This window comes from Pseudomonas sp. GL-B-26 (genome assembly GCF_019947405.1).
In the GTDB taxonomy this organism is placed as follows: Bacteria; Pseudomonadota; Gammaproteobacteria; order Pseudomonadales; family Pseudomonadaceae; genus Aquipseudomonas.
The window spans coordinates 107,247-123,862 of record NZ_JAGYGJ010000005.1; the positions used below are offsets into that span (position 1 = coordinate 107,247).

Sequence of the window (16,616 nt, forward strand, 5' to 3'; positions counted from 1 at the left end):
GCCGCCTACGGCGAATCAGGCCACGGGGTTATTGGGGGAACTGCGGGTGATGATGCAAATCTCTAGTGACCTCTAGTGACCATGCTTTAAGCAGGTGAGCCGCCCTGGTTTCGTTGGCTGATCTGAGGGCGCGCACACGGCTCAACAGGTAGCAGCGGTCCACCGGCAACTCTGGGTCGCCAGGTATCCTTCTCCAGCGGCAGAAATCGGCCAAAAGCGGACCTTCAGCCTTCTCGCCAAGACCACGAATAGGTTAAGGATGAAAGTTCTGCGCGGCGGTTCGAATGTGGTCTTTAATGTCCGTGCGTATAGGCGGCCACATTAACTTCGACTCCGTACGAAGGTAGATGCGCCTGACGGCGGGTTCAAGTTGCCATGCACTTATCTGATCAAGGAAGAAACGACATTGAAAATAGCCTTTGGCGCCCTGTTGTTGACCTGGCTGACTACGATCGCACTCGCTGACGAGCCCCCTGTCGGCTTCCGCTCTTCCACACTGGCGGACTCGCACAATGACCGCGCACTGGAGATGGTCGTCTGGTACCCCAGTGCAACCACCGCAGCCACGCAAATGATTGGCGATGATGCGGTGTTCGTCGGGGCTTCTGCCGTTCGTGACGCGCCGCCCGCTGCTGGCAAGCATCCATTGTTGGTGCTCTCCCACGGGTACAGAGGTAACTGGAGCAACCAGATCTGGCTTGCCAGTGCGCTGGCTCATAGGGGTTACATCGTCGCCGCAATCAATCACCCCGGCACCACCACTCATGACCGTAGCCCTCAAGCAGCGGCGCAGTTATGGCAGCGGCCCGTTGATGTGCGCCGAGCCATTGATAGGGTCACGACTCAACCTGAAAAATTCGGCCTGGTCGCCAATGACCGAATTGCCGTGGTGGGCCATTCACTCGGCGGCTGGACCGCCCTGGAGATCGCCGGTGCTCGTTTCGATCCAGACCGCTTCGCCCATGACTGCAATGCCCACCCGCAGTTATCAAGTTGCACCGTCTATGGAAAGATAAACCCCGCAAGCACCTCAACATCAAAGGCCGCGTTGGCCGCCGATTTGCGCGATAAACGCGTCACTGCCGTGGTTACCTTGGACCTGGGCCTTTCACGGGGCATGACCGATGAAAGCCTGGCCTCGCTGCCGGTACCAGCGCTGGTGATCGCTGCCGGCGTACCGTCGCGCGAGCTTCCCGCCGAGTTGGAGTCTGCCAACCTGACCAAACGCCTGCCTGCGGCGTCAAGCCGTTACGTCGAAATCAACGACGCAAGCCATTTCAGCTTCTTGTCGGTGTGCAAACCTGGCGCAGAGGTAATGCTCGAAGAAGAAGTACCTGGCGATGGCATCATTTGTCGGGATGGCGACAGCGCTCGCCCGCGTGGAGTGATTCAACAGCAGATTACATCGCTGATAGCAGAGTTTCTTCAGTCATCTATCTACAAAGAAGGCAGTTTGTAAAATCGTGGTACGAGAGCATGTCGTCTAATTAGTAGTTAAACCTCAGGAGAGATCCCCGATGCCCAGAGAATTCGAGCTCATTAAGTCCGTGCCAGTCCCCTCGAGGTCTGGTGTCACCCACCTTTACAAGTCGATGAACCTGGCGGACGCTTTTGCGATTCGGCTCCCTGCGGGTACATCCAGCAATCCGGATTTGCTAGCTCGATTCATCTTTTCCCACCAGCCATCCTGGATCGGATGGCTCATGAAAGTCCGAGACACTATCGTTGCCTGTTTCGGTCTCAAGACAGCCAAACACTTGGCATCACTTGCTAATCGGATTGGAATCTTCAAGGTCTACAGCACGAACCAGACTGAAATCGTGTTGGGAGAGGACGACAAGCACCTCAACTTCCGGATATCGGTTCTGTGTTCTGGAGAGGCAGAGCCAGAAGGCAGTCACCAACTCGTTTTATCAACCGTGGTCCAGTGCCACAACCGTCTAGGCCGGGCCTACATCTTCGTCATTGCCCCATTTCACCGCTTGGTTGTTAAGGCCAGTCTCCTGCGTGCAGCGCGCATCGGTTGGCCTCTGGCTACCTGCCCCTAAGGCTGGGAACGCTGTGTGCCCCACTGAAATCTAACCCTTCCATCGAGAGGCTTGTTCCGGCAAGCCCGGGCAAGCCTCTCAAGTCAAACGTCATGTCTCCAGGATTCATTCGCTCCATCTGCCGTTCATCACTAAAGGAATGGAAAACATGTCCAGGTCTGCGTTCAGTGCCAAGGTCTTCGCCATCTATTTGTTCGTCGTGGGTGCCGTGTTAGTCGTCGCGCCGAACTTCTTGCTGGCGATCTTTCGGATTCCACCAACCTCCGAGGTCTGGATTCACGTGGTTGGCGTTATCGCGTTCAATATCGGCATCTACGCATGGATCGCAGCCAAGCACGAAAACAAGCCATTTTTGGAAGCGTCGGTGTACACGCGCTTCGTCGTCTTCGTGGCCTTCACTACCTTCGCTGTCGTTGGCCTCGCCAGTCCAATGATCGTTCTCTTCGCAGTAGCGGATCTTTTTGGAGGCATATGGACCTACTTCGCACTGAAAGCCGATGCTCAGTCGATCAGGCCTGTCCTGGCGGGCCAGCACTGAGGCCTGACTCTTCCATCTTCCGGTTGAATCCACAGTCGATTGCTGCCCTTCGCCAAAGACGGCAATCGGCCCAGAAGCGGACCATCAGTGCCCCGGTATCGCTTGGGGACTCTTCAAAATGATGCCGTAACAATGGCACCCCTCGCTAATAGCCAGCGTAGACACCTACTCGCCCATAAAATCCTTCTTGAAAAGCGCGATAAATAGCTAGCTATTTGTTGATGAAAGTCTGAAGTATTCATTTGAATTTTCAGATTCTTTCACCTCGCCGCCTATGCCTAACATCGGCTCCACAGCGAACTAGCCTCGGCAGCGCTTAGCCGTAGGCCTGAGGATTTTTGAGGATCACCGATGAAGCTGGAAATTTTCCGCACGCTGTGGGGTTACACCGCCAGCAAGGCCCAGGCGCTTGAAGAGTTGCTGCAGGCGGGCTTTGATGGGATGGAAGCACGTCTGCCACTGGACGCCCGTGAACGGGCTGAGTTCGCCGCCTTTCTCCAGGCCAATCGCCTGGGTTATATCAGCACAGTCTTCACGGCGTACGATGTGCTGCCGGAGCAGTCGGCGACCCCTGCCGTTCACCTCAATGACCTCGATCAGAAACTCGCCTGGGCCGCCGAACTCGGCCCACGTTTCGTCAACGTGCTGGCGGGCAATGATCGCTGGTCCCTGCCACAACAAGTGGAGTTCTTCGGTCAGGCACTGGAACTGGCGCGCAAGCACGGTCAGGTCTGCAGTTTCGAAACCCACCGCTCGCGTTCGCTGTTCAACCCCTGGGTGACCCTGGAGTTGATCCGGCAACTGCCCGATCTGTTGTTCACCAGTGACATCAGCCATTGGGTCGTGACCTGCGAGCGTCTGTTGAATGACCCGGCCGATGACCTGAGCGCTTTTATCGAGCGGGTTCACCATATCCAGGCCCGGGTCGGTTATGACCAGGGCCCGCAAGTTCCGCACCCGGCGGCTCCCGAATATGCAAAAGAACTGGCTTTCCATCAGCAGCACTGGGAAAGCATCTGGCGCTCGCAGCAAGCCCGCGGTTATCAGGTCAGCACCCTGACCCCGGAATTCGGCGCCGACGGCTACCTGCATCATTTGCCCTTCACCAATGTCCCGGTCGCCGACCTTTGGTCATTGAACGTGTGGATGGGCCAGACCGAGCGCGAACACTTCGAGCGTTTCCACCACTCAAGCAATCCTTAGGGAGCCGATGCGTCATGCCTGACAATAAAAACAACAGCGCCAGCACTGACACACACAAAGCCAACTTCAATAGCATCCCGGTGGTCAACATCGCCGGTCTGTTCAGCGTCGAACTGGAACACCGCCTGGCCGTGGCCGAACATTTGGGGCGCGCCGCCAGCGAAGTCGGGTTCCTCTATATCACCAATCACGGTATCGACCCGCAACTGATCGCCAATCTGCGCAAGGCCGCCAAGGACTTTTTCGATCAGCCCTTCGACACCAAGATGCGGCACTACATCGGCACCTCGCAAACCCACAAGGGCTTTGTACCCGAAGGCGAAGAGGTCTATTCCAAAGGCAAGCCGGACCACAAGGAAGCCTTCGATGTCGGCTTCGAAGTCCCGGCCGATGACCCGCTGGTGCTGGCCAACACGCCATTGCTGGGGCCTAACGACTGGCCGCAGCTGGAAGGTTTCAAGGCGTCGGTACAGGCCTACTATGAAGCGATCTTCGCTTTGGGCCGGCGCCTGTTCGGCGGCTTCGCCCTGACCCTGGGCCTGGAAGAAAACTATTTCGACAGCCTGGTCACCCGCCCGCCGTCCAAGCTGCGCCTGATCCACTACCCCTTCGACGGTGCCGCCCATGACGCACCGGGCCTTGGCGCCCATACTGATTATGAGTGCTTCACCATCCTCCTGGCCGACAAACCAGGCCTTGAGGTGATGAACAATCTTGGCCAATGGATCGATGCACCACCGATTGCCGATGCCTTTGTAGTCAACATCGGCGACATGCTGGAAGTGATGACGGCAGGCGCATTCGTTGCCACTGCGCACCGGGTGCGGAGCGTGAAGGAGGAGCGTTATTCCTTTCCACTGTTTTATGCCTGCGACTTTCACACCCAGATCAAACCGCTGCCCGGGTTCGCCCAGGGAGGTAACGACTACGAAGAAATCACGATCGGCGAACACATGTATGGCCAGGCACTGCAGACCTATCAGTATCTGCGCCAGAGGGTGGCCAATGGGGACGTTCAACTGCCAGGCAAGGCACGCAAGCCCGCCAGTTTCGGACATTTGAAAAATCAGGCTCAACCGTCCTGATTGAAGTTTTCAGTTACCCCTACCTACGCCGGAGTCAGTAAAAAATGAAAAACAATAAAAAAAACCTGTTGAGCTTGGCTGTATTGGCCGCCGGCATGCTCGGTTGCTCGTTGAGCATGGCCGCATCAGACACGTTCAAGGTCGGCATGGAAGTCACCTACCCGCCCTTCGAGTCCTATGACAAGGACAAAAACGTGGTGGGCTCGGACCCGGAACTGGCAACGGCCCTGGCCAAGCACATGAACGCCAAGGTGGAGTTCGTCGACACCAAGTTCCCGAGCCTGATCCTGGGCCTGAACTCCGCCAAATACGACGCGGTCATTTCCGGCATGTACATCACACCGGAGCGCCAGACTCAGGCCCAAACCATCGCCTATGCCAACACCGGTGCCGCGGTCATGGTGCCCAAGGGCAGCGAGATCAATGCGAAAAAACCTGAAGACCTGTGCGGCTTGAAACTGGGCCTGGAACAGGGCACCACCTGGGTCAAGGAATTCAAGAAGCTCTCCGATGAGTACTGCGTGCCGAACAACAAAGGCGCGATCACCGTCAGCGAGTACCCATCAGCGCCCGAAGTGACCCAGGCCCTGTTGTCCAAGAACATTCAGGCCCAGGTTGAAATCGCTGGCGCTGCAAAAATGATCGCGGAAAAAACCAATGGCCGGGTAGTGATCACCACCGAACACCCGATCTATCAGCAAACCCTGGGTATCTTCGTCAAGAAAGGTAACGACGAAACATTCCAGGCCGTGCAAAAAGCCTTCGAGGAGACCAAAAAGAGCCGTGAGTACGCCGCTATTCTCAAGAAATATGGCTTGGAAGAACCGACTGCCAATTAAGAACGTGTCCTTGTAGTCTGGTCATCTGCCGCCCCTGCACCGGGGCGGCAGATCGAGGTGCCCTATGCAATTCGATTGGTCGTATTTCATCTCCCTGTTCTCCCTGCCGGACTTCTGGAAGGCCTGCGTCACGGTGGTCCAGCTCAGTGCCCTGGCCTGGTTCCTCGGCATGCTGCTGGGCTTTGGCCTGGCCACGGCCAAGTTGTCCGAGTCGCCCTTATTGCGCATTCCCGCGGCGGTCTACATCTGGTTCTTCCGCAGCATCCCGTTGCTGGTGCTGGTGGTCTTCGTCTACAACTTGCCACAATTGTTTCCCGGTAGCGGACCGATACTGTCAAACCCTTTCTACGCAGGCCTGCTTGCCCTGGTGGTCACGGAAGCGGCTTACATGGCGGAGATCCACCGTGGTGGCCTGATCTCCGTGGCCAAGGGCCAGAAGGAAGCAGGCCGCGCGCTGGGTGTCGGCCTGTTCGGCATGCAGCGCTTGATCGTGATCCCCCAGGCTTTCCGTATCTCGCTGCCTACGTTGATCAATGAATACATCACGGTGGTCAAGCTGACGTCGCTGGTCTCGGTCATCTCCCTGACCGAAATCCTCACGGTTGGCCAACGCCTCTATGCCACTAACTTCCTGGTCATGGAAACCTTGGCTGCGGTGGGCGTGTACTACGTGCTGATCGTCACCGTGTTCGGCTATTTCCTGCAGCGTCTGGAGCGCTACCTGGACCTGAACTTCCGCAAGCCGCATACACTCGATGCCGCCGCCGTGGCCAAGCTCAAGGCCTGCGCCGAAGCCTTGCCCGACATTGCGCGTAAAGCCGCGGGCAGCAACGCAACACCAATCCTGCAACTGAAGAACATCCAGAAGAGCTATGGCACGCACCAAGTGCTGATGGGTATCGATCTGAATGTCGAATACGGCCAGGTGATCTCGATCATTGGCCCATCCGGTTCCGGCAAAACTTCACTGATCCGCACGGTCAACGGCCTGGAAAGTATCGATACAGGCGACATTCTGTTGTTCGGTGAAAAATTCATCGAAGCGTCGGACAAACCCAACAGCGCCCGTCTGCGCAAAGGCGTGCGGCACATTGGCATGGTGTTCCAGAACTTCAACCTGTTCCCGCACCGCACCATTCTCGACAACGTCACGCTGGCGCCGCGTTACCACGGCATCCCGGGCGAGCTGAGCGAACACCGTGCTTATGCGCTGCTGGACAAGGTCGGCCTGCTCGCCCACGCCCACAAGTACCCGCACCAGCTCTCCGGAGGACAGCAACAGCGCGTGGCGATCGCTCGTGCTTTGGCCATGGAGCCGGACATCATGCTGTTCGACGAACCGACGTCAGCGCTCGATCCAGAGCTGGTGGGCGATGTGCTGAACGTCATACGCGACCTTGCCAGTGAAGGCATGACCATGATTATCGTCACCCACGAAATGGACTTTGCCATGTCGATATCCGACAGGGTCGTCTTCATGGAGAACGGCAATATCCAACTGGATGCCGCACCTGAAACCATACGCTGCGATGCCGAAGGAGAACGAGTGCGGCGCTTTATGGGAATCAGTGTTCGATCGCCAAACCTGCCTATAACTGCGAATCATGCGTGAGCAGGGTGCTGCAGTAGGCAACCACTTTCTTTGAACTTCCTTCTTTCAGGAAAACACGCATGAATCTTGGAATAGCAGGACGCTGGGCACTGGTGTGCGCGGCCAGCAAAGGCCTGGGTAAAGCCTGCGCACAGACACTCGTCAGCGAAGGCGTGAACGTGGTGATCACCGCCCGAGGCGAACAGACGCTGAATGAAACAGCCCGTCAGCTCAGAGCGATAAATCCTGAAGTGACTGTCATCGCCGTAGCCGGAGACATTTCGACGCCTGAGGGTCGCGCGGCAGCTCTCGTGGCCCATGAGCATTTCGATATTTTGATCAACAACGCTGGAGGCCCTCCTCCCGGGGATTTCCGCGAATGGAACCGCGACGCCTGGCTCAAGGCGCTGGATACCAACATGCTCACCCCTATCGAGTTGATCAAGGCAACGGTAGACGGTATGGCGGCACGTGGATTTGGCCGAATCATCAACATCACGTCGAGTGCCGTGAAGTCCCCTATCGAAAGCCTGGGTCTGTCCAATGGCGCGCGCAGTGGTCTGACGGGATTTATCGCAGGGCTTGCCCGCCAAGAAAACATTGCCAGTCGGAATGTGACGATCAACAACCTGCAACCGGGCTCATTCGACACCGATCGACTGCGTGACAACCTGGTCGCTGCTGCCGAGGAGTCGGGGCAAGACAGTGAGGCATTCCTCGGCGAATGCCGTAGCGAAATTCCTGCTAAACGCTTCGGTTCACCCGAGGAGTTCGGCGCTCTGTGCGCTTTCGTTTGCAGCAGTCATGCGGGCTATCTGACCGGGCAGAACTTGTTGATTGATGGAGGGGCCATTCGCTCCAGCCAATAAATACGGCAGGCGTTGAACCTGGAGCCTTGGAGCATTGCCTTTGGAACCTTCCCCCATCGGCAATCGGTTCATCCCGCGTGTAGAGGCTCCGGCGAGAAGGCCCGGCCTGCTGAGCGCTTTGGAGGTGCCTGCATTTGTTCGGTGTTCTTTGACCATAAGTTCCAGGCGATGAACAGGATAAAGGCAACGCCGAGCCATTTCACCGCGATGAAGACCGACTCAAACTGCAGGGCCAGTGCTGCAAGTCCGAGGGTGGCGACCAGCAGCCCAGGCAAACTGATCTACAGGCCGCGTTGACGTCGAGGTGCGTGGCTAATTCAGGATGAACAGGTCCCCTTCCACATCCGTATCGCCGTGTTTACGACTCTGCGCCGCAGAGTCGTAGAGGATCAGCAGGACCTCCCCAAGCTGCTCGCCCGATTCGAACAAACACATGCCCTCAGCGTGATCATTGCCTTGCCCAAAAGGCACCTCCAGCACCTTCTCCAATTGATCCGTAAAGACCACGCTTTCCTCGTCGGACGCGAAACCGCCGCGCCAGCGGAAGACCGTTACCGGACCATCCTGGTCCATGGTGGGACCCGCCAGGATCAGCAGATCGTCACCGCTAGTGCACAGGTCACGCAAGCCCAGACCATTTAGCGCGAAGAAGTGCTTGCGATAGCGGCGCCCATCCGGACCGATCTTCTTAAGCACCAGCGTGTCAGTCGAGGCGTCGTTCAGCTCAGGTTCTATCTCCAGCAACACAGCCCAGCCGCGAAGAACCGGTCCACGTAGCCCTAGCAGAAGACGCGAGCCAATCACCACCAACCCTTCGATATCGAAGCCGTTGTCTTTACCCGGGATACTCAGGAAGTCGCGTAGTTGAGGATCTTCAGCAATGGCCGTGGTCAGGTCGTTACTGACCTCGTTGCCATGTAGCTGCGCCGCCGTACGTCCATCGGCGTCCACCTTCCTGGCGAGTGCATAGCCGTCGTTCTGCCGGACCACAGGGATGCGGGCCAGCAGAAAGCGATTGCCCTGCGCCTCTACCGTCGATAGGCGCTTGATATTCTTCTGTGCAGGAGTGCCGGCCTCGGCCTTCTTTCGCTTCAGGCTATGGGAGCCCACCAACCAGAGGTAACCACTGTCATGGGTATAGGCCAACCCCTCGATATCGATCTCGGCGTCTTGCTTCGGTAGGGGCAGATCCAAATACTCCAGGAGCTGAAACGATTGGTGCTCATCGCACCTTACGACGTCGCCGGGCGCAGCATCCTGGATTAGCAGGCGTTCCAGGCTCGTGGTTTCGTCGTTCGCCACCCAGAGTGTGTCGTCAATCTGCTGAGCGACCGAAAGGCCATTGCGCAACGACGCAAACGCCGGATCAAAGCTCAACAGCGCAAAATTGCTTCGGTGGCTCATGAGCGGTCTCCTGTCTTTATGGCGCGGCGTGCCGGTTATTCAGAACCGGCTTCTGAGCGTGTTCTTCGTCCAGTGCATGCACTCATCCTGGCCGACCCGTCCACCGCTGATGGCTTAGGTCCCTTCGCTGCAGCTGGTAAGCAACCCGGATTAGTTCCATCAACTCCCAAAATAGCCGACTAACGGTGCCCCCCGTAGGCACAAAGCCTGCAACAACCACCTCGACGAACATTTGACGTCAATCTACCGCCATACGGATTTCCTGATCAGCAGACCCAATTGACACAGCTCAATAGCGTCGGTTCGAGCGCAACTGTGGCCGCAACATTCCCCGCATACAGGATTATTGACATGATCGACCTCGCCACCTGGAATTTAAGCATCCCTGAAGGCAGCCCACCGGCTACCATAGAAACGCCTCGACTGGCGCAAGGCTTCAAGGACCAGTATTTCAGTCCTGAAGCCGCTACCCTTTCCTTCTGGGCACCTGTGACCGGTTCCAGGACGGCCAACGCTATTTACCCGCGCAGCGAGTTGCGGGAAACCTATAGCGATGGGACGCTGCGCAACTGGCAGTATTCAGCGGCGGATAACATTCTGCGGGCGAGTCTGACCGTCAATCAGGTGCCCAGCACCGGCAAGATCGTGATTGGTCAGATTCACAACAAGGACAGCAACAGCCCCATGGTGAAGCTGGAATACCAATACAAAACGTCGACTTCGACGGGAAACATTGTCGTCAAGGTGCGCATGCGCCCCGACGATGAAGAGGGCCAGGTCATTACCATTGCGACGGGGGTGCCGCTCGACTGCAACTTTTCCTACCAGATCCACCTCAGCCCGAAGGGCGCGCTGGGCATCAGCGCAGCAGGATACAACTGGAGAACCACCATCGACCCGAGCTGGAAGACCAAACCACTGTATTTCAAAGCGGGTGCGTATGTGCAGGACAACACCGGCTATCCCACCGAGGGCGGAAAAGTGACGTTCAGGATGCTGGAGATCCAACACAACATTTAGTTGCTTCTTTAGGTCACTACCATTGGCACGCCGATCCGAAGGGTGAAGTCTTTAGTGGATTTCCTCGTCGATCGGCTACCAAGTGGCTGGCTGTCAGTGAACTCAACCGTGCGGGCGGCAGATGCCCTCGAAGCCTTTCAAAACCATTGCGTGCGCATACAGTGGGATACGCTGCTATCGCAGGCGGGTGTCGAAGGTGGCGGCACGCATCCTCACATGGTGCGATCACGTTCACTATCGCAAAGAAGGCGAGCGGGACGAGGAATGCATCAGATTGGTGGCGGAGGCTACCCAGAGAAGATTTATCCTGAATTATGAACGCTCTTTCCTGCGCCCGGTGCTGGATTGAGTTAACTAACCTTAAGGGCGTCGGTCGATTGCACCATTTCGCGATGGGCAGCTTTCGGCTGTGGATTCAACCGGACTGGGGGAAGTTGCAGCATTTTACTCGTGCATAGGTAATTGCCTGCTTTTTACCGTTGTATTTCTTGTGCGCAATCTGCGCAGCTAGAACCAGTTGCCGCCCACAGGTGATGCCAGCCGCTCGACAGAAGTCGCAATTCAATCCCGAGCAATCTTGTCATTTTCCAAGGCTTAGGGCAGGGTCGATACCACTGACATCTCTGCCAAAGGAGTCACCCCATGTCAAAGCTATATCCCAGTATCGATCCTGAGGGGCTGGTCGAGTACTCAGTGGTCTACACCGACCGCTCGCTCAACCACATGTCGCAGTCATTTCAAGGCGTGATGAAGAACATTTCCAGAACCCTGAAACAGGTCTACAACGCCCAGGCTGTTGCGGTGGTCCCGGGCAGCGGCACATACGGCATGGAAGCGGTGGCGCGACAGTTTGCCACCGACCAGCAATGTCTGGTGATACGCAACGGCTGGTTCAGTTATCGCTGGAGCCAGATCCTTGAGATGGGCAACATCCCGGCGGCCACCACGGTGCTGAAAGCCCGACCGGTCGACACCGGTCGCCAGGCTGCCTACGCCCCACCCCCTCTGGACGAAGTGCTGGCGGCCATTCAGGCGCAGAAGCCGCAGATTGTCTTCGCCCCCCACGTTGAAACCTCATCAGGGATTATCCTGCCCGACGAGTACCTGCGGGCCGTCGGCGACGCCGTGCATGCGGTGGGTGGCCTGTTCGTGCTGGACTGCATCGCCTCAGGCACGCTTTGGGTTGATATGCACAAATGCGCAGTCGACCTGCTGATCAGCGCACCGCAGAAAGGCTGGAGCGCCTCCCCTTGCTGCGCCCTGGTGATGCTCAGTTCTTTGGCCCTCGAGCGCATCGAGCAGACGCATAGCAGCAGCTTCGCCTGCGACCTGAAAAAGTGGCTTCAGATCATGCAGGCCTACGAACAGGGCGGACATGCCTACCATGCGACCATGCCCAGCGATTCCCTCGCGCGGTTTAACGAAGTGATGAAAGAGACGCAAGCCTACGGTTTCGAGAAGGTCCGCGGCGAACAACAGGCTCTGGGCGATCGGGTGCGCGCAATGTTGACCGGCAAAGGCATCAAAAGCGTGGCCGCAGCCGGCTTTCAGGCCCCTGGCGTAGTGGTGAGCTACACCGATGATGCCGACATCAAAAGCGGCAAGAAATTTGCCGACCACGGCCTACAGATCGCTGCCGGAGTGCCGTTGCAATGCGACGAGCCGGCCGACTTCCAGACCTTCCGCATCGGTCTGTTCGGACTCGAAAAGCTGCACAATATCGAGCGCACAGTCAGCACCCTCGAGCAGGCACTGGACGAGGTGATGGTTAACTAAGCCCTCATCTTGCCCGCAGCACATACCGAACCTGTGAATTCCAGGAGGGCATCCTGCCCTGGGCACTGCCGGCCCATGGCGCTGATCTTCGACGAATATGACGCTGGTCGTCCGGACGTCGTGTTAGAACCACAAGGGAAAGCCCATGCACGTGTGTTTTTAGGCTGTTAGCGCCACAAAGACGTCGACTACGCGCACCGGGTTGGTATCGCTGACGTAGTCGTCGAGGCTTTCGGAAAGTAAGGTGCCTTGGCCTCGATGTTCACCTTGGATGAAGCGTTTCACTGGCTTCCCCCTGTAAATGAATACGCAAAAATAATAGTACAGAGAGGCAGCCCTTCATTCGCATTTGAGGTGGATGTCTGTATTCGACGTTGAAGCCAAACTGGGAACCACATATCAGGCTCTCTATACTGGCCATCCCTGGATGGTAGTTAGAGCGCAAAATATGCCCGTCACACCCAATCAAAATTCCCCAGTCGTTTTGGTCCTGGCTCAACAAAGCGACTTGGACAATCTTGTAGCCATTCGAATTGAGGCTATGCGCGAAAGTCTGGAGCGTGTTGGGCGATTTGATCCAGTGCGCGCGCGCGAGCGGTTTCTTAGCGGTTTTGAAGCCCACAACACACACTACATCGAGGTATCTGGAGAGAGGGTTGGTTTTGTAGTGGTCAAGCATCACCACAATGAACTCTTGCTCGACCACTTGTATGTGAGACCGAGCGCGCAAGGATCAGGGATAGGCTCTGCTGTTCTCACACAGATTTTCAAAGAGGCGGATGCGGCTGCGCTCCCTATTAAAGTTGGTGCTCTCAAAGAAAGCGCTTCGAATCGCTTTTATACTCGCCATGGCTTCCAATTCGTCGAAAGCAGTGAATTCGATAATTATTATGTTCGTCAGAGCGTTCCGCCGGTTGGCCCAGCTTGCTAGCTGGATGTGATGCACCTCGACGTACGTTTTTACACCCTCTGGGCCAGAAGCAGCCACTATCGGCTCTGTTAAAGTACCTTTCTGAACACAACTCACGGACGGCTTCATGGAGCGATCCCATCCTCGTGGCATTGGTGCAGACGGTTATATCCTCACCGTGTCCAACGTCGAGGTGCAGCCACAGTTTCAGACTTTGCTGGTGGACGTTTGCATGACGCTCGCTCAGTCGGAACCTCTGCTGGACGGGATTTATCTTTATGGCAGCGTCGCTAGAGGCGACGCCGTACCGGGAGTTTCCGACCTGGACCTGACCCTTGTTCTGCACAGCCCTCCTGCGTCGCAGGATCTGGACATGCTCGAGTCAAAAAAGCGCAAGCTGGAAAGTCGGCATACTGAAGTCATAAAGATCGATTTCGACATCGGTAGTCGTTCTGAAGTATTGGCGGCTGAGAATCGATTGAGCTGGGGTTATTGGCTCAAGCATCACTGTCGTTGCTTATGGGGGAATGATCTGGCCAAGCGCTTCGACCGGTTCAAGCCGTCGCGTGATATTGCCATTGCCGTGAATGGTGACTTTGAATCCGTACTGACCCGGTATGCCAATCTTATCGATCAGGCGACCACACCGACGCAATCCCTACGCCTGCAACGCGAAGCCTCGCGCAAACTCATCCGGTCAACTCAAGTGCTTCGCTCTGAACAGGACTTGATGTGGCCGCAAACACTGGAAGAGCATGTCGAGCTGTTTGTTCAGCATCACCCGTGTATGAGAATGCAGATCTCTTTTTTCTTGTCCCAGGCAAAGAACCCATATGCGAAACCAAAAGAGTTTACGACTCACCTCCATGATTTTTTAACCTGGATGGCTTCAGAAACCGGTTAGGTTCCTTCATGGGGTCATGCCGAGAAACGAAAGCATGCAGTTGCCGCACGCGGTATGGCTACTGGGTTGAAAAAGGCGTCGCGCAACTGCGATTTGATGGCTAGCACAACACCAGCCGTTGAGGTGCAATTCATTAAGCCATCAAGAGCGCCCTACGGAACCTGTGACCGGTAGATTTCCCAGCAAGTTGAGCCCGGTACTCTTCACGAAAGCGTCATAGTCCATCGGTTTCTCGATACGGGTTTCAGCGTTGGGTAGTACGTAGGCCCAGGCACGCTTGGACGATGCGTCGTAAACCAGCTTGAACAGGCGGGTCGGCACCCAGACCTTGTTGTCGCCGATGGTGGTGTGGCCAGAGTCAAAGAGCGGGCCGGTAAAGACAAACACATTGCCATCGGCTCGCTTGGCAAATTTTCTGACATCCGCCTCGACCTTGCTCCAGATCTTCCGGTTGTTGGTTGGGTCTTGCGGCACCATGTTCGACAGCGCAAAGGATTGGGCCATTGCATTGGGGCTTGGTGCATCGGCTGCCGGAGATTGATGGCCACGGTCCACGGCCGGATGTTGGCTACGGTAGTCGCTCAACTCTGCCCGCCCACTCTTGGGGATGCGTGGGTCCGGGTAGAACTGGTTGGTGCGTTCCTCCCCTTTGGCATCCTGCAGTTGGGCGGCATTAAGGCGTTCGACCACTACCAGCGGCGTCCTGCTGGTTTGCGAGTACAGCACCGCGAAGTTGTCAGAGCACAGGGCCAAGGGTTTCATGGTTGCAGGCACTGTGGCCATGTTGATCGGTTTCGCAGCCGGGAACAGCTCTGCGCAGCCGTCAAACGATGCCTGTTTCTGTTTGTTTGAATAGAGTTCCAGGGCCGCGTTCTGGCTGATCGAGCCCGAGTGGGACGCTTGTTCCTGATGCTGGGTGGGCGGCTTAAGGAGATCCAGCAGACTGCGGGCTTCTGCCCCGGTCGAGAGCAAAACAAGGGCTGACAGCCCAACTGCAATTTTGCGTAGGTGCATGCTTTTAATCTTCGAATTGAATTGAGGGGTAAACGTACGGCGAGTCCCGATTCACGGAACCAGGTGGAGGCGGTTGCTGATTATCTTGCGGCGAGCATGCTTTCACTGTCCTTGATCAAAATGCCAATGCGGATCCGGTCGGCTCCGAGCAGTACGACCGTTGGCGGTCGTGCGGGATTTATTGACCATGACAAGTCACATAAGTGCTGAGCAGCGTTTACATTCTACTGACTCAAATGAATCAGCAGCCCGCTCGAGCAAGCTCATGACCATTGGGCATGCCTAAGCGGGCTCGTTAACCGGCGCGAAACGTTGTGCGTACTCCTTTGGACTCACCCCCATGCGTCGCACGAAGGCTTTTCTGAGCACGTCGACACTGTGGTAGCCGCATCGGCGCGCAACCTCTTCCATCGACCGCCTTCCCAGCTCTATTTGCCGACAGGCCGCTTCGACCCGGACGTCCTCGACGTACTTCGCAGGCGTTGTCTTGAACTCCCTCTGAAACATGCGAATCAAGGTCCTCACACTGGTGGCGAGCCTGTCTGCAAGTATCTCGACCGAAAGCTCCGAATGTAGATGTTCACTGATCCATACGCATAACTCATCCAGGTTCGAACCTGTCGCATGCTGCGCCTGGAGTGCGACGCTGAACTGTGCCTGGCCGCCTGGACGTCGCAGAAACAGAACCAGATTTTTCGCGATCTCCAAAGCGATGTCGTCACCCAGGTCTTCGCTGACCAATGCGAGCGCAAGATCGATTCCCGCCGAGATGCCTGCCGAGGTGTACAGGTTGCCGTCCTTGACCCAAATCGGGTCGGGATCCACCTGCACGTTGGGATAACGATCGGCCAGGCTGCGCGCCATCCGCCAGTGGGTTGTTGCCTTTCGACCGTCCAAAAGCCCTGTTTCGGCCAAGGCGAAGGCCCCGACACAGATCGAGCACACACGCCTGACATTTTTGGCTCGCGTGCGGATCCACTCGATGGCCGTCTGATCCAGCTGATCCATGGCTTTCCAGCCCGACGTCACGATCAACGTATCGATCGCCTTGTTTTCAAGACGCTCCTGTTCAAGCGTCTTGTGCGCCATGAGTGCGATGCCGGTGCTGCTTTCCAGGTGTTCATTGGCGCCCGCGCAAACGAGCTCAAGTACATAGGGAGCAGAGTCGCCGCGGTGCAGGTTGTTTGCATAGGCGAACACCTCTGCCGGGCCGATCACGTCAAGCGAGTCCACGGGCGGCAAACCCAAGATCACCACTCGTTTTTGCCTCACGCCGACAAAGGAATGGTTTGATTTCGTCGTTATTTTCACAGCGATCTCCCGCATTGGCCTGGCACGGATATTGGCACAAATCATCTTAATATAGTCAATTTTGCCAATTGCAACTATTTAGAATGAACGGCGAGCCCACTTCA

General features: G+C 56.6%; 15 protein-coding genes and 1 pseudogene. 12 read left to right on the plus strand and 4 right to left on the minus strand.

Going from position 1 to position 16,616, the window contains the following annotated elements; translation table 11 throughout:
* The first annotated feature begins 406 nt into the window (after positions 1 to 406).
* The 8 genes from KGB23_RS05155 (at position 407) to KGB23_RS05190 (ending at position 8,173) form a co-directional block, all read left to right on the plus strand.
* Positions 407 to 1,459 carry an alpha/beta hydrolase family protein gene (locus tag KGB23_RS05155; RefSeq protein ID WP_223430172.1) on the plus strand — a complete coding sequence of 351 codons (1,053 nt, stop codon included), beginning with the start codon at positions 407 to 409 and terminating at the stop codon, positions 1,457 to 1,459.
* Positions 1,460 to 1,517: 58 nt separating this feature from the next.
* Positions 1,518 to 2,048 carry a DUF2867 domain-containing protein gene (locus KGB23_RS05160; protein WP_317851607.1) on the plus strand — a complete coding sequence of 177 codons (531 nt, stop codon included), beginning with the start codon at positions 1,518 to 1,520 and terminating at the stop codon, positions 2,046 to 2,048.
* A 148-nt stretch (positions 2,049 to 2,196) separates the two neighbouring features.
* A complete protein-coding gene (locus KGB23_RS05165) occupies positions 2,197 to 2,586 on the plus strand; it encodes a hypothetical protein (RefSeq protein WP_223430173.1) in 390 nt (129 codons plus the stop codon).
* A 351-nt stretch (positions 2,587 to 2,937) separates the two neighbouring features.
* Positions 2,938 to 3,789, plus strand: a complete 852-nt coding sequence (locus KGB23_RS05170) for a sugar phosphate isomerase/epimerase family protein (RefSeq protein ID WP_046056025.1) — start codon at positions 2,938 to 2,940, stop codon at positions 3,787 to 3,789.
* A 14-nt stretch (positions 3,790 to 3,803) separates the two neighbouring features.
* Entirely contained in the window at positions 3,804 to 4,874 is a 1,071-nt protein-coding gene (locus tag KGB23_RS05175; protein WP_223430174.1) for an isopenicillin N synthase family dioxygenase, read from the plus strand.
* A 44-nt stretch (positions 4,875 to 4,918) separates the two neighbouring features.
* Complete coding sequence (locus KGB23_RS05180) at positions 4,919 to 5,713, plus strand: ABC transporter substrate-binding protein (RefSeq protein ID WP_223430175.1); 795 nt, start codon at positions 4,919 to 4,921, stop codon at positions 5,711 to 5,713.
* Between the two features lie 64 nt (positions 5,714 to 5,777).
* On the plus strand, positions 5,778 to 7,325 hold the full coding sequence (locus tag KGB23_RS05185; RefSeq protein ID WP_223430176.1) for an amino acid ABC transporter permease/ATP-binding protein: 1,548 nt from the start codon (positions 5,778 to 5,780) through the stop codon (positions 7,323 to 7,325).
* Between the two features lie 59 nt (positions 7,326 to 7,384).
* A complete protein-coding gene (locus tag KGB23_RS05190) occupies positions 7,385 to 8,173 on the plus strand; it encodes an SDR family oxidoreductase (protein ID WP_223430177.1) in 789 nt (262 codons plus the stop codon).
* 312 nt (positions 8,174 to 8,485) lie between these two features.
* On the opposite strand, the gene KGB23_RS05195 is transcribed toward KGB23_RS05190, so the two are convergent.
* A complete protein-coding gene (locus KGB23_RS05195; RefSeq protein WP_223430178.1) occupies positions 8,486 to 9,577 on the minus strand; it encodes a DUF3616 domain-containing protein in 1,092 nt (363 codons plus the stop codon).
* 351 nt (positions 9,578 to 9,928) lie between these two features.
* Between KGB23_RS05195 and KGB23_RS05200 the strand changes: the two genes are divergently transcribed.
* Together KGB23_RS05200 and KGB23_RS05205 are read left to right on the plus strand one after the other, a co-directional pair.
* The gene (locus KGB23_RS05200; RefSeq protein WP_223430179.1) at positions 9,929 to 10,597 is read left to right on the plus strand and encodes a polysaccharide lyase family 7 protein; all 669 of its coding nucleotides are present in this window, start codon (positions 9,929 to 9,931) and stop codon (positions 10,595 to 10,597) included.
* Positions 10,598 to 11,239: 642 nt separating this feature from the next.
* Positions 11,240 to 12,373 (plus strand): aminotransferase class V-fold PLP-dependent enzyme, encoded by a 1,134-nt coding sequence (locus KGB23_RS05205; protein ID WP_223430180.1) that lies wholly within the window; start codon positions 11,240 to 11,242, stop codon positions 12,371 to 12,373.
* Positions 12,374 to 12,547: 174 nt separating this feature from the next.
* On the opposite strand, the pseudogene KGB23_RS05210 reads toward KGB23_RS05205, so the two are convergent.
* Positions 12,548 to 12,658: pseudogene (locus KGB23_RS05210) on the minus strand (hypothetical protein); the annotation flags it as partial.
* A gap of 163 nt (positions 12,659 to 12,821) precedes the next feature.
* Between KGB23_RS05210 and KGB23_RS05215 the strand changes: the two are divergent.
* Both KGB23_RS05215 and KGB23_RS05220 read left to right on the plus strand, forming a co-directional pair.
* Entirely contained in the window at positions 12,822 to 13,304 is a 483-nt protein-coding gene (locus KGB23_RS05215; protein ID WP_223430228.1) for a GNAT family N-acetyltransferase, read from the plus strand.
* A gap of 106 nt (positions 13,305 to 13,410) precedes the next feature.
* Positions 13,411 to 14,187: a nucleotidyltransferase domain-containing protein gene (locus KGB23_RS05220; protein WP_223430181.1), complete on the plus strand. Its 777-nt coding sequence runs from the start codon at positions 13,411 to 13,413 to the stop codon at positions 14,185 to 14,187.
* A 141-nt stretch (positions 14,188 to 14,328) separates the two neighbouring features.
* Here KGB23_RS05220 and KGB23_RS05225 read toward each other — a convergent pair whose 3' ends face one another.
* A complete protein-coding gene (locus KGB23_RS05225) occupies positions 14,329 to 15,201 on the minus strand; it encodes a DNA/RNA non-specific endonuclease (protein WP_223430182.1) in 873 nt (290 codons plus the stop codon).
* A 282-nt stretch (positions 15,202 to 15,483) separates the two neighbouring features.
* Positions 15,484 to 16,527: a GlxA family transcriptional regulator gene (locus tag KGB23_RS05230; RefSeq protein WP_411741485.1), complete on the minus strand. Its 1,044-nt coding sequence runs from the start codon at positions 16,525 to 16,527 to the stop codon at positions 15,484 to 15,486.
* Positions 16,528 to 16,616: the final 89 nt, after the last annotated feature.

What these genes read in the sequence shown, in the direction of transcription:
- KGB23_RS05160 (WP_317851607.1), top strand. Translation starts at nt 1,518, where the DNA reads ATGCCCAGAGAATTCGAGCTCATTAAGTCCGTGCCAGTCCCCTCGAGG.
- KGB23_RS05165 (WP_223430173.1), top strand. Translation starts at nt 2,197, where the DNA reads ATGTCCAGGTCTGCGTTCAGTGCCAAGGTCTTCGCCATCTATTTGTTC.
- KGB23_RS05170 (WP_046056025.1), top strand. Translation starts at nt 2,938, where the DNA reads ATGAAGCTGGAAATTTTCCGCACGCTGTGGGGTTACACCGCCAGCAAG.
- KGB23_RS05175 (WP_223430174.1), top strand. Translation starts at nt 3,804, where the DNA reads ATGCCTGACAATAAAAACAACAGCGCCAGCACTGACACACACAAAGCC.
- KGB23_RS05180 (WP_223430175.1), top strand. Translation starts at nt 4,919, where the DNA reads ATGAAAAACAATAAAAAAAACCTGTTGAGCTTGGCTGTATTGGCCGCC.
- KGB23_RS05185 (WP_223430176.1), top strand. Translation starts at nt 5,778, where the DNA reads ATGCAATTCGATTGGTCGTATTTCATCTCCCTGTTCTCCCTGCCGGAC.
- KGB23_RS05190 (WP_223430177.1), top strand. Translation starts at nt 7,385, where the DNA reads ATGAATCTTGGAATAGCAGGACGCTGGGCACTGGTGTGCGCGGCCAGC.
- KGB23_RS05195 (WP_223430178.1), bottom strand. Translation starts at nt 9,577, where the DNA reads ATGAGCCACCGAAGCAATTTTGCGCTGTTGAGCTTTGATCCGGCGTTT.
- KGB23_RS05200 (WP_223430179.1), top strand. Translation starts at nt 9,929, where the DNA reads ATGATCGACCTCGCCACCTGGAATTTAAGCATCCCTGAAGGCAGCCCA.
- KGB23_RS05205 (WP_223430180.1), top strand. Translation starts at nt 11,240, where the DNA reads ATGTCAAAGCTATATCCCAGTATCGATCCTGAGGGGCTGGTCGAGTAC.
- KGB23_RS05215 (WP_223430228.1), top strand. Translation starts at nt 12,822, where the DNA reads ATGCCCGTCACACCCAATCAAAATTCCCCAGTCGTTTTGGTCCTGGCT.
- KGB23_RS05220 (WP_223430181.1), top strand. Translation starts at nt 13,411, where the DNA reads ATGGAGCGATCCCATCCTCGTGGCATTGGTGCAGACGGTTATATCCTC.
- KGB23_RS05225 (WP_223430182.1), bottom strand. Translation starts at nt 15,201, where the DNA reads ATGCACCTACGCAAAATTGCAGTTGGGCTGTCAGCCCTTGTTTTGCTC.
- KGB23_RS05230 (WP_411741485.1), bottom strand. Translation starts at nt 16,527, where the DNA reads ATGCGGGAGATCGCTGTGAAAATAACGACGAAATCAAACCATTCCTTT.